Annotated in this window: 12 protein-coding genes; 6 read left to right on the top strand and 6 right to left on the bottom strand. The window is 66.0% G+C overall.

Annotated features, from left to right (window positions below; genetic code table 11):
- Positions 1-31 precede the first annotated feature (31 nt).
- Together GV832_RS12560 and GV832_RS12555 are read right to left on the bottom strand one after the other, a co-directional pair.
- The gene (locus GV832_RS12560; RefSeq protein ID WP_168775226.1) at positions 32-1,543 is read right to left on the bottom strand and encodes an HlyD family type I secretion periplasmic adaptor subunit; all 1,512 of its coding nucleotides are present in this window, start codon (positions 1,541-1,543) and stop codon (positions 32-34) included.
- Positions 1,540-3,276 carry a type I secretion system permease/ATPase gene (locus tag GV832_RS12555; protein WP_168775225.1) on the bottom strand — a complete coding sequence of 579 codons (1,737 nt, stop codon included), beginning with the start codon at positions 3,274-3,276 and terminating at the stop codon, positions 1,540-1,542. Before GV832_RS12555 ends, GV832_RS12560 begins: the two co-directional genes overlap by 4 nt.
- 162 nt (positions 3,277-3,438) lie before the next feature.
- On the opposite strand from GV832_RS12555, the gene GV832_RS12550 reads away from it, so the two are divergent.
- Together GV832_RS12550 and GV832_RS12545 are read left to right on the top strand one after the other, a co-directional pair.
- On the top strand, positions 3,439-4,161 hold the full coding sequence (locus GV832_RS12550) for an MlaA family lipoprotein (protein ID WP_354001960.1): 723 nt from the start codon (positions 3,439-3,441) through the stop codon (positions 4,159-4,161).
- Positions 4,151-4,774 carry an MlaC/ttg2D family ABC transporter substrate-binding protein gene (locus tag GV832_RS12545; RefSeq protein WP_168775224.1) on the top strand — a complete coding sequence of 208 codons (624 nt, stop codon included), beginning with the start codon at positions 4,151-4,153 and terminating at the stop codon, positions 4,772-4,774. Before GV832_RS12550 ends, GV832_RS12545 begins: the two co-directional genes overlap by 11 nt.
- Positions 4,775-4,920: 146 nt before the next feature.
- On the opposite strand, the gene GV832_RS12540 is transcribed toward GV832_RS12545, so the two are convergent.
- Positions 4,921-7,062, bottom strand: a complete 2,142-nt coding sequence (locus GV832_RS12540; protein WP_168775223.1) for a transglycosylase domain-containing protein — start codon at positions 7,060-7,062, stop codon at positions 4,921-4,923.
- Positions 7,063-7,330: 268 nt separating this feature from the next.
- On the opposite strand from GV832_RS12540, the gene GV832_RS12535 reads away from it, so the two are divergent.
- Both GV832_RS12535 and GV832_RS12530 read left to right on the top strand, forming a co-directional pair.
- A complete protein-coding gene (locus GV832_RS12535) occupies positions 7,331-7,669 on the top strand; it encodes a P-II family nitrogen regulator (protein ID WP_168775222.1) in 339 nt (112 codons plus the stop codon).
- Between the two features lie 16 nt (positions 7,670-7,685).
- Positions 7,686-9,089, top strand: a complete 1,404-nt coding sequence (locus GV832_RS12530; RefSeq protein ID WP_168775221.1) for an ammonium transporter — start codon at positions 7,686-7,688, stop codon at positions 9,087-9,089.
- Between the two features lie 248 nt (positions 9,090-9,337).
- Here the strand turns inward: GV832_RS12530 and GV832_RS12525 are convergent, their stop codons facing one another.
- Together GV832_RS12525 and GV832_RS12520 are read right to left on the bottom strand one after the other, a co-directional pair.
- A complete protein-coding gene (locus GV832_RS12525) occupies positions 9,338-10,651 on the bottom strand; it encodes an acetyl-CoA hydrolase/transferase family protein (RefSeq protein ID WP_227754398.1) in 1,314 nt (437 codons plus the stop codon).
- Positions 10,652-10,820: 169 nt separating this feature from the next.
- The gene (locus tag GV832_RS12520; protein ID WP_168775219.1) at positions 10,821-11,309 is read right to left on the bottom strand and encodes a peroxiredoxin; all 489 of its coding nucleotides are present in this window, start codon (positions 11,307-11,309) and stop codon (positions 10,821-10,823) included.
- A gap of 79 nt (positions 11,310-11,388) precedes the next feature.
- Between GV832_RS12520 and GV832_RS12515 the strand changes: the two genes are divergently transcribed.
- Together GV832_RS12515 and rsmD are read left to right on the top strand one after the other, a co-directional pair.
- On the top strand, positions 11,389-12,606 hold the full coding sequence (locus GV832_RS12515; protein ID WP_168775364.1) for an NAD(P)/FAD-dependent oxidoreductase: 1,218 nt from the start codon (positions 11,389-11,391) through the stop codon (positions 12,604-12,606).
- 10 nt (positions 12,607-12,616) lie between these two features.
- A complete protein-coding gene (rsmD, locus tag GV832_RS12510) occupies positions 12,617-13,186 on the top strand; it encodes a 16S rRNA (guanine(966)-N(2))-methyltransferase RsmD (protein ID WP_168775218.1) in 570 nt (189 codons plus the stop codon).
- 318 nt (positions 13,187-13,504) lie between these two features.
- On the opposite strand, the gene efp is transcribed toward rsmD, so the two are convergent.
- Positions 13,505-14,068, bottom strand: coding sequence for an elongation factor P (gene efp, locus GV832_RS12505; protein ID WP_168775217.1), 564 nt, complete (start codon positions 14,066-14,068; stop codon positions 13,505-13,507).
- Positions 14,069-14,101 lie beyond the last annotated feature (33 nt).

Genomic DNA, 14,101 nt, shown 5'->3' with positions numbered 1-14,101 from the left:
CTCACAAGACGCCCTCAGTCTTCCAGGGCGCTCAGTTCTCGCGAAACGCCATGTGGACATAGTCCCAGAAGGGCTTCAACAGGTAAGCCATGGGCGAGCGGTCTCCGGTCGAGACATAGGCCTGCACCGGCATCCCCGGCACCAGGCGTTCGTCTTTCAGCTTGGCCATCTCGCCGGGCTGCAATTCGACCTCGCCACGGTAATAGCTTTGATGCGTCGCCTGGTCGGTGATCGCATCCGGCGAGATGGCCGAGAGCGTCCCTTTCAGCTGCGGCGTGGTCCGGGCCGAGAAGGCCGCGAAGGAGACCTCGACATCCTCGCCGATATGGACCTCGTCGACATGGATCGGCGGGATCTGGATGACGATGATCAGCGGGCGATCCTGCGGGATGATATACATCAGCGGATCGGCGGGGCGGATCACGGCTTGCGGCGTGGTCACCGCCAGGCCCAGGACGACGCCCGACACGGGCGCGCGGATGTCCAGCCGGTCGACCTTTTCGACCAGCGCGCGGCGGCGCTCGGCCAGTTCCAGCATCTTGTCGCCCATGTCGCGCAGCTGGGTATTGGCATCCTCGCGCCGGGCCGAGCGGATTTGCAGGATTTGCAGCTCGATCTCGGTGGCGCGGCCCTGGGCCTGGGCGAGGCTGGCCTCCAGCTCGCCCTTGTTGCCCAGAAGCCTTGCGGCCTCGCGCTGAAGGTCGGCAAGCTGCGCCGACTGCGCCAGGCCCTGTGCCAAAAGCTTGCGCTTGGCTTCGATCTCGGGGAGCAGAAGCGCCTCTTGATCGTCGATCGCATCCATCTGCGCATGGACGCCTTCGCCTTGCGAGGAGATCTGGTCCATCCGCTTGTTCAACTGGCTGATCTGGGCGTTGAACGTGTCGAGCCTGGCCGTAAACAGCCGCCGCTGGCCCTCGATCTGCTCGGCCACGTCGAGGCGGGCCTTGGCGAGGTCGAGAAGGTCGGCCGGAAAGATCGGCTCGGGCAGGTCGTCGCGTTCGGCCTCGAGCCGGGCCTTGCGGGCCATGGCGTCGAAAAGCTGGCCCTCGACGATGGCAAGCTCGGCCTTCACCTGGGTGCCATCGAGCCGCATCAAGAGGTCACCCGCCTTGACGACGCTGCCTTCGGTCACTTCGATTGCCGCCACCATGCCGCCGTCAAGATGCTGGACGACCTGGCGGTTCTGTTCGACCTGGATGATGCCTTGCGTCACCACGGCGCCGGAAATCGTGGTCATCAGGCCCCAGCCGATGAAGAAGGCCAAGAGGAAGACCGTGGTCACGCCGCCGATCCAGATCGGGCGGCGGGCAGACCAGGTCTGCAGCTTGGGCGGCGGGACGTCCGAGGCCGCAGGGGCCAGCGCCAGGGCGCCGCCTTTCTTCGCAGCCTTGGTCAGCTCGACCGGCGAAGGGTTGGTCAGCGCCTTGCCCGGCTCGGGCGTTTCGACCTCGGGCTCGGGCTTGGGTGCCTCCGGCTTGGGCGGCTCGACCTTGTGGGGTTCGGCGGGAAGGGCAGAGGTCAGGGGCTTGGGTTCGTCGCTCATGTCACGCCTCCCTGCCCGGTCGATTTGGTGATTTCATTGTGGTTCTTGACCATTTCCTTCAAGACCTGGTCGCGCGGGCCGAAGGCGCGGCGCATCCCGTCCTCCAGCACCAGAAGCAGGTCGCATTCCTGGATGGCGGCGGGGCGGTGGGCCATGATCAGCACGGCGCTGCCCTGTTCCTTCATCACCTTGATCGCCTGGTTCAAGGCCATCGAGCCCTCGTTGTCCAGGTTCGAGTTGGGCTCGTCCAGCACCAGGAGCAGCGGATCGCCATAGAGCGCCCGCGCCAGGCCGATGCGCTGGATCTGCCCGCCGGAGAGGCGCCCCCCCAAGGCCGCGACACGGGTGTCATAGCCATCGGGCAGCTTGGTGATCATGTCATGGGCGGCAGCCTTGCGGGCGGCGGCCACGACGGCCTCGCCGTTCGGGTTGCTTTGCAGGCGGGCGATATTCTCGGCAATCGTGCCTTCGAAGAGCGTGATGCGCTGCGGCAAGTAGCCGATATAGCTGCCGAGCTTGTCGGGATCATACTGGTCCAGGGCCGCGCCATCCAGCCGAACCTTGCCGCCCGCAGGCTTCCAGGCGCCGATCAGCGCGCGGGCCAGGGTGGATTTCCCCGCCCCCGAGGGCCCGATGATGCCCATGGCCTGGCCGGGCTCCAGCCGGAATGAGACCATGCGCAGCACGGCTTGCGTTTCGCCCGGCGGGACCACGGTCAGGTTCTGCGCCTCGAGGAGCGCCTTGGGGCGCGGCAGGTCGGTGCGGGCGGGTTCGGGCTGCATGCGGGTCAGAAGCTCGGAGAGCCGCAGACGGGCTTCCTGTGCCCGGGTCACCAGCGCCCATTGGCTGACAGCAACCTCGATGGGTTGAAGCGCGCGGCCCAGGAGGATCGAGCCGGTGATCATGGCGCCCGAGCCCATCTCGCCCCGGATGACCAGGTAGGCGCCCAGGCCCAGCATGGCCGATTGCAGGAACTGGCGGAAGATTTTCGACACGGTGCCGAAGACGCCGCCGTAATCCGCCGCCTCGATCCCCTGTTCCAGCGCATGGCGCCGCGCGACCTGCCAGCGGTCGAAGGCCGCGCCCGTCATGCCAAGCGCCTGGACGACCTCGCCCTCTTGCTTGATGCCGTCCGAGAGCATTTCCGACCGCATCGTGGCCGAGTTGGCCTTCAGAAGCGGCTTTTTCGTCAGCCACTGGTTCAACCAGGTCACCGCGATCAGGATCAGCCCGCCTGCGACCGACATCCAGCCCAGAAGCGGGTGGAAGGCGAAGATCGCGAAGAGGAACATCGGTGTCCAGGGAATGTCGAAAATCGCGATCAGCACGGGCGAGCCCCAGAGCTGGCGGATCGCTTCCAGGTCGCGTTGTGCCGCCATGGCCAGCGGGTCGTTGGGCACCAGCGACATGCGGCGCATCGCGGCGGAAAAGACGCGGCGGTCGAGTTTCTCCTGGATGCGGGCACCGATCCGGCTCATGACGCGGCCCCGGGCATAGTCCAGCACCCCCATTGCCGCATAAAGCACCGCCATCAGGGCAGAGAGCGCCCAAAGCGTGGGCTCTGACCGGGCCCCCAGCACACGGTCATAGACCTGCAGCATGTAAAGCGGGCCAGTCAGCATCAAGAGGTTGACGAAAATCGAAAAGACGAATGCGGCGACCAGCAGTCCGCGCAGGTCGCGGCGGGCGGCGTCAAGTTCCTCGCGCCCGCGCTTGAATTCCAGTGGCGCCATTCAGGCTCTCCTTGGTGTTCCGGGTTCGGCGGAAAATGCCCGCTGGCCTTGACGGCCCTCCGCTTGCCCGTTGTCTTGTAAGCTGCGCCAGCATATGGCTTGGCGCAGAAAAGGGAAAGCCGGACGATTCCGGCAATTCTCGGCGTTTTCGGGGGCTTTTGCGTGAAGCAGGTTGCGAAACTGTTCGGCGGGCTGGTTTTGATGGCCCTTTCGGCCTGCTCGGCCCCCGCGCCTTCGGGCATCGATGACCCCTACGAGGGCTTCAACCGCAAGGTCCATGGCTTCAACACCGCCGTTGACAAGAATGTGATCCGCCCCCTGGCCACCGGGACTTCGAAGGTCATCCCCGAGCCCGTGTCGCGCGGGATCACCCATTTCGCCGACAATATCTCGTTGCCGGGGATGGTGCTGAACGATGTGCTGCAACTGAACATCGGCGATGCGGCGCATAACACGATGCGCTTCCTGGTGAACACGACGGTGGGCATCGGCGGGATCTTCGACGTGGCCACCAAGGCGGGCGCGCCGGAGCGGTCCACCGATTTCGGCGAGACGCTGCATGTCTGGGGCATGGCCGAGGGTCCCTATACCGAGCTGCCGCTTCTGGGCCCCTCGACCGCGCGGGACGCCCTGGGCCAGGTCGTCGACTATGCCTTGGACCCGTTGCAGCTGATCGTGCCCTCGGACAAGAGCTGGATTGCGACCGCGACCAAGGCCTATTCCAAGCTGGACAAGCGCGGGCGCTATTCCGAAACCGTGGATTCGATCCTATATGACAGTGCGGACGGCTATGCCCAGGCGCGGTTGCTTTACCTGCAGAACCGCCGCTATGAATTGGGACAGGCCGCCGCCGAGAGCGATTTCGAGGACCCCTATGCTGAATGAACGCAAATCTCCGTCGATCCACCTGACCCGCCGCGCCTTTGGTGCGGGGCTGGCGGCGGGCACCGGCTTCCTGGCGCTGGCCCTGCCGGTGCGGGCCCTGACCGTGGACCAGGCGCGGGGGCTGATCGACCAGGCCATCGGCGAGGTGAACCAGGTCATCAACTCGGGCAAGTCCGAGGCGGCGATGTTCAAGCAGTTCGAACATATCTTCGCGACCTATGCCGATGTGCCGACGATTGCGCGCTCGGCCCTGGGGCCGGCGGCGAAGACGGCGAGTGCGGGGCAGATGTCGGCTTTCACCAAGGCCTACCAGGCCTATATCAGCCGCAAGTATGGGCGCCGCTTCCGCGAGTTCATCGGCGGCAAGATCGAAGTGACCGATGCCAAGCCCTACAAGAGCTATTTCGAGGTGATCTCGACGGCGACGCTTCAGGGCGAGGCGCCCTTCGAGCTGCGCTGGTGGGTGGGCGACAAGTCGGGCAAGAACCTCTTCTTCAACATCATCATCGAGGGGGTCAACATGCTGGCCTCCGAGCGGACCGAGATCGGGTCGATCCTGGACAAGAACGGCGGCGACATCGACAAGCTGATCGCGGCGCTGAACGCGGCCTGACCTGGCGACCGCCCCTCGCGGTCCCGTGGCAACAACGAAAGCCGCAGGCTCGATGCCTGCGGCTTTCGTCATTCGGGTCCCCCGAGGGACGCGCGGCGGGGGCATCGAGCCCCCGCCGCGCGTTGCTGCCGCTGGGCCAGGCTTGATCAGTTTCCGCTGCCCAGAAGGTCCTGGATGATCGCGGTGATCGGGTCCTGCTGCACGGGCTGAGCCGGGGGCGGCAGGGGCGTTTCGGTCGCGTCGGGCAAGGGCGGCAGCTTGGGCTCGGGCACGATCATCGGCAGGGGCGTCATCGGCATGCCCTCTTCGACCCGCACCATGACCTCGTGCCAGATCTCGGCCGGAAGCCCGCCGCCCGTCACGCCCTTCAAGGGCGTGTTGTCGTCGTAACCCATCCAGACCCCGGTCACGTAATCCCCGGTGAAGCCGATGAACCAGGCGTCCCGCGCCTCCGACGTCGTGCCGGTCTTGCCGGCCACCGGACGATCCCCCAGGGCCGCCCGCCCCCCCGTGCCGCCCTGCACGACCTGGGTCATCATCCAGATCAACTGACCCGCAGCCTCGGGCGAGATCACCCGCTCCCCCATGCCGCCCGAGGCCCCCATCAGGGGCTCGTCATCGCCCTTCAGCCGCAGGTCGCGCATGCCGTAAGGCGTGACCCCCACCCCGCCGTTCAGGATGCCCGCATAGGCCCCGGTCATCTCCAGCAGCGTCGCCTCCGAGGCCCCCAGCGCCAGGGCAGGCCCCCTGGCCAGCTCTTGCCGCACCCCGAACCCCGCGGCGACCGCACGCACCTTGTCCAGCCCCACGGCCATGGCGATCTTGACCGCCGGGATGTTGCGGCTTTCCATCATCGCCTGGACGATCGGAATGACGCCTTTGTATTCCTCGTCGTAATTCGACGGGCTCCAGGGGCCCGAGCCCTTGATGTTGATGGTCAGCGGGCTGTCATCGACATAGTCATAGGGCGACCAGCCCAGGTCCAGCGCCGAGGCATAGACAAAGGGCTTGAAGCTCGACCCGGTCTGCCGCAGCGCCTGGGTCGCACGATTGAAGCTGCCCGCTTGCGGCAGGTCGCGCCCGCCCACCATGGCGCGAACCGCGCCATCGGCGCTCATCACCACGATGGCGGCCTGGGTCTTCGAGCCCGCGCGCAGCTTGGTGTCGAAGACCGACTTCAGCGCCTCTTCGGCGGCGCGCTGGATGCGCTGATCCAGCGTCGTGCGGATCACCACATCCTCGGTCGTATCAGACCCCAGGTAATCCGGCGTCGATTCCATCACCCAATCGGCAAAGGCCCCGCCCGCATTGCGCGCCGCCGCCTCGGAGAGCTGCGCCGGATTGTCCAAGGCCTCCTTGGCCTCGGCCTCGGTCAGATAGCCCTGGTCCTTCATCAGCCCGATGATCACCGCCGCCCGGTCCTGCGCCCGCTTCAGGTTCGCGGTCGGGGCATAGCGCGAGGGCGCCTTCAAGAGCCCCGCCAGCATCGCGGCCTCGGCCGCGCTGACATCCTGCGCCGACTTGCCGAAATAGCGCTGCGCCGCCGCCTCGAAGCCCCGGCTTCCGGCGCCCAGATAGGCGCGGTTGAAATAGATCGTCAGGACCTGATCCTTGGAGTATTTCAGCTCCATCGCGATGGCATAGGGCACTTCCTTGATCTTGCGCATCAGGCCGCCCGAGCGGCAGTCATCCTCGTAATCCGCCTCGCTCTTCCACTGGCGCGGGTCGTAGTCCACGCCCAGGCACAGAAGCTTGGCGGTCTGCTGGGTGATGGTCGAGCCGCCATTGCCCTCAAACGCGCCGCGCCCGGCCTCGAGGTTGATCACGATGGCCGACAGGATCCCCCGGGGCGAGACGCCGAGGTGGTAGTAGAAGCGCTTGTCCTCGGTCGCGATGACCGCATGCAGAAGATGCGGGCTGACCGTGTCGGGCGTGACCTGGCCGCCAAAGGTCTCTCCGCGCCAGGCGAAGACCTTCTCGTTTTCATCCAGGAGCGTGACCGAGCCCCGCGCCCGGCCGTCGATCAGCTTGTCGACATTGGGAAGCTGGACGTAGAAATACAGGACCGCGCAGCCCAGGACGAGGCCGAACAATAGCCCGAGCCGCCAGAGGATCGTCCAGATCACCCCCCAGACCCAAAGGACCAGCCGCGAGAAAAGCCCGCGCTTGCGCACCGGCGCCTTGCGCGGGGCGGGCTTGCGCGGCACAGGCGCCTTGGCCGCCGCCCTGGCCCGGCTGTCATAGCGCTTGTCCGCCACAAGGCCGCGGCCTTTGCCTGTCGGTGCCATCCTGTCCTCATGCCTCTGCCGCCGCTGTCGGGCGTGTTGGCGGCCACAATAACCGGGTTTTCCGGAAAAGGGGAGAGGAGGCTGACCCCGATTCGGGCTCACCTAACGCACAATATTTGGGCAAACCATGGCATATGCACATAAATTGGGCGCAAGTGCCCGAAAGTGCGCCGGGCCCAAGGCCCGAAAACTTGTGCTGCAGCGCGGAAAAGCCCGTCATGCAGGTCAAGGCCCAGCCAAGGGGCCAGACCTAGGAAAGGGGTGCAACGTGAAGCTGATCATTGCGGCCATCAAGCCGTTCAAGCTTGAGGAAGTGCGCGAGGCGCTGACCGGTATCGGGGTGCGCGGGATGATGGTGACCGAGATCAAGGGGTTCGGCCTGCAGTCCGGCCATACCGAGATCTACCGCGGCGCCGAATATGCCGTGAATTTCGTGCCGAAGATGCGGCTCGAGATCGTGGTGGCCGATGGCCTGGCCGATCAGGTCGTGGACACGATCACCAAGACGGCGCGGACCGGCAAGATAGGCGACGGCAAGATCTTCGTGATCGACGTGGCCAGTGCCGTGCGCGTGCGCACCGGCGAAATCGACGATGATGCTCTCTGAGTGGGGTGAGGGAAGAATGAAGACGATGACGAAACTCGCGGGCCTCGGGGCATCTGCCCTCCTGGCCCTCCCTGCCCAGGCGCAGGATCTGATCAAGGCGCCGGATGCCGCCGCCATGGCCGGCATGGTCAACAAGGGCGACACGACCTGGATGCTGGTCTCCTCGGCCCTGGTGCTGTTGATGGCCATCCCGGCGCTGGGTCTGTTCTACGGCGGCCTGGTGCGCAGCAAGAACATGCTTTCGGTGCTGATGCAGGTCTTCATGATCGTCTCGATCATGGCGATCATCTGGGTGACCTATGGCTATTCGCTGGCCTTCACCGGCGGTGGCGCCTATATCGGCGGCCTTTCGAAGGCTTTCCTTTCGGGCGTGGGCACCGGCAGCTATGCCGCGACCTTCTCGAACAACGTCTATATCCCGGAATATGCCTTCGTCGTCTTCCAGATGACCTTTGCCTGCATCACCCCCGGTCTCATCGTCGGCGCCTTTGCCGAGCGCGTGAAGTTCTGGCCGCTGATGATCTTCTGCGTGGTCTGGATGACGATCGTCTACCTGCCCATCGCGCATATGGTCTGGTACTGGGCCGGCCCGGACTTCCTGTCCGACAACACGGCTGACGCGGGTCTTCTGTGGGGCATGGGCGCCCTGGACTTCGCGGGCGGCACGGTGGTTCACATCAACGCCGGTATCGCGGGTCTCGCGGGCTGCCTCGTGATCGGCAAGCGCCTGGGCTATGGCAAGGAGAACATGGCCCCGCATTCGCTGACCATGACGATGATCGGCGCCTCGCTGCTGTGGGTTGGCTGGTTCGGCTTCAACGCCGGGTCCAACCTGGAAGCCAATGGCCTCGCCGCCCTGGCCTTCATCAACACCTTCGTCGCCACCGCCGCTGCCGCCCTGGCCTGGAGCCTGGTCGAGCAGGTCCACCACGGCCGCCCCTCGCTTCTGGGTGCGGTGACGGGTGCCGTGGCCGGCATGGTCGCCATCACCCCGGCGGCCGGCTTCGCCTCGCCGATGACCTCGATCCTGCTGGGCCTCGTCGTCTCGCCGGTCTGCTACCTGTTTGTCTCGGTCGTGAAGAAGAAGCTGGCCTATGACGACAGCCTCGACGTCTTCGGCGTGCATTGCATCGGCGGGATCGTCGGCGCCATCGCCACCGGGATCGTGGCCGACCCCGCTTTGGGCGGCCAGGGCTGGGTCGACTACACGGTCTTCCCGGCGGTGGCAGGGGCCTATGACATGGGCGCCCAGGTCATGACCCAGATCAAGGCTGTCGCCTTGACCCTGGTCTGGTCGGGTGGTGTGTCGCTGGTGCTGTTCTTCATCCTGGACAAGACCTTCGGCCTGCGTCCGGCAGCGGAAGAAGAGCGTCAGGGCCTGGACCAGACCTCGCATGGCGAAAGCGCCTACAACATGTGATTGCGACCCGGGGCGGGCATCCTCCCGCACGCCCCGGCAACCTCGAACGGCCTGCGCACCTCCTCCCGCGCAGGCCGTTTTTTATTGGCCGAAAGAGACCCGGCCAAGGCCGCCCCCCCCCAAGCCGCCGATGTCATGGGCAAAGACCGCGACAAGGGGCGCTGGCAACACGAAAGCGGCGGGCTCGATGCCCGCCGCTTTCGTCGCTCCGCCGCTGCGCGGGGAGGGCGCCAGCCCTCCCAAGGGGCCTACCAGTAGAACCGCGGGATCACCCCCGTCGCATGGGCCTCCCGCTCCAGCTCTTCGCGGAAATCCGGATGGGCGATCGAAATCAAGAGCTTCGCCCGCTCCGGCACCGTCCGCCCCTTCAGGCAGACCATGCCATATTCCGTCACCACATACATCGCATCCGTCCGGGGCGTCGTCACCACATTGGCCCGCGTCAGCGCCGGCACGATCCGGCTCTTCCGCTCGCCCTTCTTCTCATAGGTCGAGGCGAGGCAGATGAAGCTCTTCCCCCCCTTCGACGCATAGGCCCCGCGCACGAATTGCAACTGCCCGCCCGTGCCCGAGATATGCCGATAGCCATCCGATTCCGAGGCCGCCTGGCCCTGCAAATCGATCTGGGTCGTATTGTTGATCGACATCAGGTTGTCGTTCTTCATGATGTTGTGCGGCAGGTTGGTGTGATCGACCGGGTGGAACTCCACCTCCGGGTTTTGATCAATGAAGTCATACAGATACTGGCTGCCAAGGGCAAAGGTCGCCACCATCTTGCCCTTGTCCATCTGCTTCCGCGCCCCGGTGATCTTGCCCGCGCGATAGAGGTCCACGATCCCATCCGTCAGCATCTCGGTGTGGATGCCAAGGTCGTGGATCCCGCTTTCCGCCAGCAGCGAGCAAACCGCGTTCGGCATCCCCCCGATGCCGATTTGCAGGCAAGCCCCATCCTCGATCTCTTCCGCGATCAGCCGCGCCACCGCCCGGTCCACATCCGTGACCCCCGACTTCGGCAGCTCCGGCAGGGCCTGGCCATCGCCCGCGATCACGTAATCCACCTCGGAGACATGGATCCCCACCTCGGGCCCGCAGACCCTTGGCATGGCCGGGCATTCCTCGACGATCACCACGCGCGCCCGCTCGGTCAGCGCCTTCAGCCACAGCGTCGAGGGCCCCCAGTTGAACCAGCCGTCCTGGTCCATCGGCGCGACCTTCAGCACCGCGATATCCACCGGCTCGATGAAGCGGCGGTAATAGTCGGGCACCTCGCCCAGGTTCACCGGCAGGTAATGCGCGATCCCCGCGTCATGCTTCCTGCGGTCATAGCCGCCGAAATGGGTGGAGTGCCACATGACCCTCTCGCCCGTCGGATCGGCCTCCAGCACCGCCCGCGCACGCGCCGAGATGCAGGAGCGGAACTTGATCCCGCCCAGGCCCGAAGCCACCCGCGCCGCAAGAGCCGTGTCGAAGGCATCCGGCTGCCCAAGGATCGTCCCGTAATCCAGCCACATCCCCGGCTGCACCAAATCCGCAGCCTCGGCCGCCGTGATCCGCTTGACCATGTCCATCTCCCTCCCGGTTCTCCCGACCGGTGAAGCAAGAATATGTCCCGGAATGGCCCGCTTGGGGAAGTTGCAAAAACGACGAAACCCCGCGCCTTTTGGTCGCGGGGTTCCATGGATCCGGGGGTCGAGGCCCCGGGTCAGGCCCGGGGCGGCGCTCCGCAGCGGCTCAGAGTTGCTGCAACAGGCCCTCGCCAGCCGAGATGTCGCAGGCGCCCGGGTTGGTCTCCAGGTTCAGGACCTTGACCACGCCGTCCACCGCATGCAGCGCATAGCGATGCGAGCGCGGCAGGCCCCGCACGAAACCGGCATCGAAGCTCAAGCCCAGCGCCTGCGTGAAGGAGGCATCCGGGTCCGAGGCAAAGGTGATCCCCGCCGCCGTGGCGCCGGTCTGCTTGCCCCAGGCCTCCATGACGAAGACATCATTGACCGAGACGCAGATCACCTCGTCCACGCCCTTTTCCTTGAACTTCGGCAGGGTGCGCATGAAAGACGGCACATGGGCATTCGAGCAGGTGCCGGTAAAGGCCCCCGGCAGGCCGAAGATCACGACGGAGCGGCCCTTGGTGATCTCGGAAAGCGGGCGGTCGGCGATCCCGTCCTCGGTCTTCAGCATCAGCTTGGCTTCAGGCAGGCTCTGGCCCTCAGAAATCGTCATCTGTCGTTCCTCGCGCGTTGGCGTTTCAGTCGTGCCAAGATATAGGGTCTGAACGCATATTCGACCAGTGGGGGAAATGATGGCACATGTCGTGATCGTGGGTGCGGGCCAGGCCGGGGCTGCGGCCGCCGCAAAGCTGCGGGCCCTGGGCTTTGATGGAGAGATCACGATGCTGGGCGCCGAACCCGCGCCGCCCTATCAGCGCCCGCCCTTGTCCAAGGCCTATTTGATGGGCGAGATGGAGGAAGAGCGCCTCTGGCTGCGCGCGCCGGAGTTCTGGGCGGAAAGCCGCGTGACGCTGAAGCTGGGCGCGGTGGTGACGGCGATCGACACCGGGGCGCAAAGCGTGACGGTGCAGGATGATGGCGGCACCGAGGTGCTGGCCTATGACGAGCTGATCCTGACCACGGGCTCGACGCCCCGCCGTCTGCCTGCGGCGATTGGCGGTGAGCTTGCGGGCGTCTACACGGTCCGCACCCTCGCCGATGTCGATGCGATGAAGGCGGAATTCGTGGCGGGTCGGCGTCTGGTCATCGTGGGCGGCGGCTATATCGGGCTCGAGGCCGCGGCGGTGGGCCGCAAGCTTGGCCTCGAGGTCACCGTGCTGGAGATGGCGCCGCGCATCCTGCAACGCGTGGCCGCGCCCGAGACCAGCGCGTATTTCCGCGCTCTGCACCAGTCACATGGCGCGGTGATCCGGGAGGAGACGGGGCTCGACCGGCTCTTGGGCTCTGATCGTGTCACCGGCGTGCGGCTGAAGGATGGCAGCGACCTGCCCGCCGATTTCGTCATCGTCGGCGTGGGGATCATGCCGAACACGGCCGAAGCCGAGGCGGCGGGCATCGTGATCGAGAACGGCATCAAGACCGACCTGCGCGGTGCGACCTCGGCGCCGCATGTCTGGGCGGCGGGCGACTGTGCGAGCTTTCCGCTCTTGGGCGCGCAGATGCGGATCGAATCGGTCGGCAATGCCATTGACCAGGCGGAATTGGTGGCGGAAAACATCATGGGCGCGGGCAAGGATTACGTGCCCGCCCCCTGGTTCTGGTCGGATCAATATGACTGCAAGCTGCAGATCGCCGGCCTGAACATCGGCTATGACCGCATCCTGACGCGCGGCCCGGTGGGCGAGGCCGTCAGCTTCTGGTACTTCAAGGGCGAGCGTCTGATCGCCGTCGATGCGATGAACGACAGCCGGGCCTATATGGTGGGCAAGCGCCTCATCGAGGCGGGACGGACGCCGGATGAGGCCAAGCTGGTCGATCCTGCCGTCGAGATGAAGACCCTGTTGAAGTGAGGTTCCCCCCTTGCGCATAATCGGGGGCAACTGGCGCGGCTTGAAGCTCGCCGAGGTCGGTGAGGGCGACCCCAAGGCCCATCTGCGCCCGACCTCCGACCGGGTGCGGGAAGCGGTCTTCAACCTCCTGGTGAACGGGCGCCAGGGCGACCTGGTGCGCGGGGCGCGGGTGCTGGACCTGTTCTCCGGGACCGGGGCGCTGGGGCTCGAGGCCCTGTCGCGCGGGGCCTTGCAGGCGGTGCTGGTGGATGACGGCAAGGTCTCCGCCCGGCTGATCGCGGCCAATATGGCGAAGATGGCCTCCGGGGGGGCCTTGGTGGCGCGGCACCTGAGGGCCGATGCCACCGCCCTGCCCCGGGCTTCGGAGACCTTCGACCTGGTCTTCCTCGACCCGCCCTATGGCAAGGGTCTGGGAGAGCGCGCCCTGGCCTCGGCCCAGGCTCAGGGCTGGCTGGCTCCGGGGGCCAGGGTGATGTGGGAAGAGGGCGCGCAACTGCCGCCGCCCGAGGGTTTCACGCTCTTGGACCAAAGACGCTACGGCGAGACCTGGGTGACGCTCTTGTCACAAGGCGTGGACTGAGGTCGCCAACACCCGCGGCAGCAAGGTTTCGCCCGGGCTCGATGCCCGGGGGAAACCTCCACCCGCCAGAAGAACGGCCAGCGCGGGCATCGAGCCCGCGCCGCCCGTTGCTGCCGCTTGACCGATCACATGGGGCGGCGCGGGTTGACCCCGTCGCGGCAGCGCTTTCGGCGGGGGCTCGATGCCCCTGGCGAAAGCCCCCCACCGCCGCCGCGCGGCGCGAGGGGCTTTGCCCCGAGCGCCCTCTTGACGCAGAACACAAAGAAAAACCGCGGGCCCTGCGACCCGCGGCTCCTGCCATCCCTTGATGGGACAAGTTTACTTCACGCGTTCCTGGTAGGTCAGGTCTTCGGTGTTGATGATGATCTTCGTGCCCACGTCGATATGCGGCGGCACCATGACGCGCAGGCCATTGGTGCAGATCGCGGGCTTGTAGGACGAGGACGCCGTCTGGCCCTTGGTCACCGGCTCGGTCTCGGCGATTTCCACCGTGGCCTTCTGCGGGAATTCGATCGAGATCGGCTTGTCCTCGAAGGTCTGGATATAGACCTTCACGCCCTCGACGAGGAAAACCTTGCCCTCGCCCACGATCTCTTCCGACACCGTGACCTGGTCATAGCTCTCGGGCTCCATGAAGTGATAGCCCTCGCCGTCGGAATAGAGGTAGTCGTACTGACGCTCATCCACCGTGGCCTTCTCGACCATTTCCGTGGTCCGCCAGCGTTCGGCCACCTTCACGCCATCCGAAATGCGGCGCATGTCGACCGAGGTGGTCGGCGTGCCCTTGCCGGGGTGGAAGTTCTCGGACTTGAGGACGACATAAAGCTTGCCCTCCAGTTCCACGATATTGCCCTTGCGCAGCGAAGAAGCGATGACTTTCACGTCGGGGATTCCTTGTGTCCACGGGCCCCCAAG

It is taken from the genome of Stagnihabitans tardus, assembly GCF_009925085.1.
In the GTDB taxonomy this organism is placed as follows: Bacteria; Pseudomonadota; Alphaproteobacteria; order Rhodobacterales; family Rhodobacteraceae; genus Stagnihabitans; species Stagnihabitans tardus.
The sequence above is the reverse complement of the archived record's forward strand: the minus strand, read 5'-3'. Positions and strand labels throughout refer to the sequence as shown.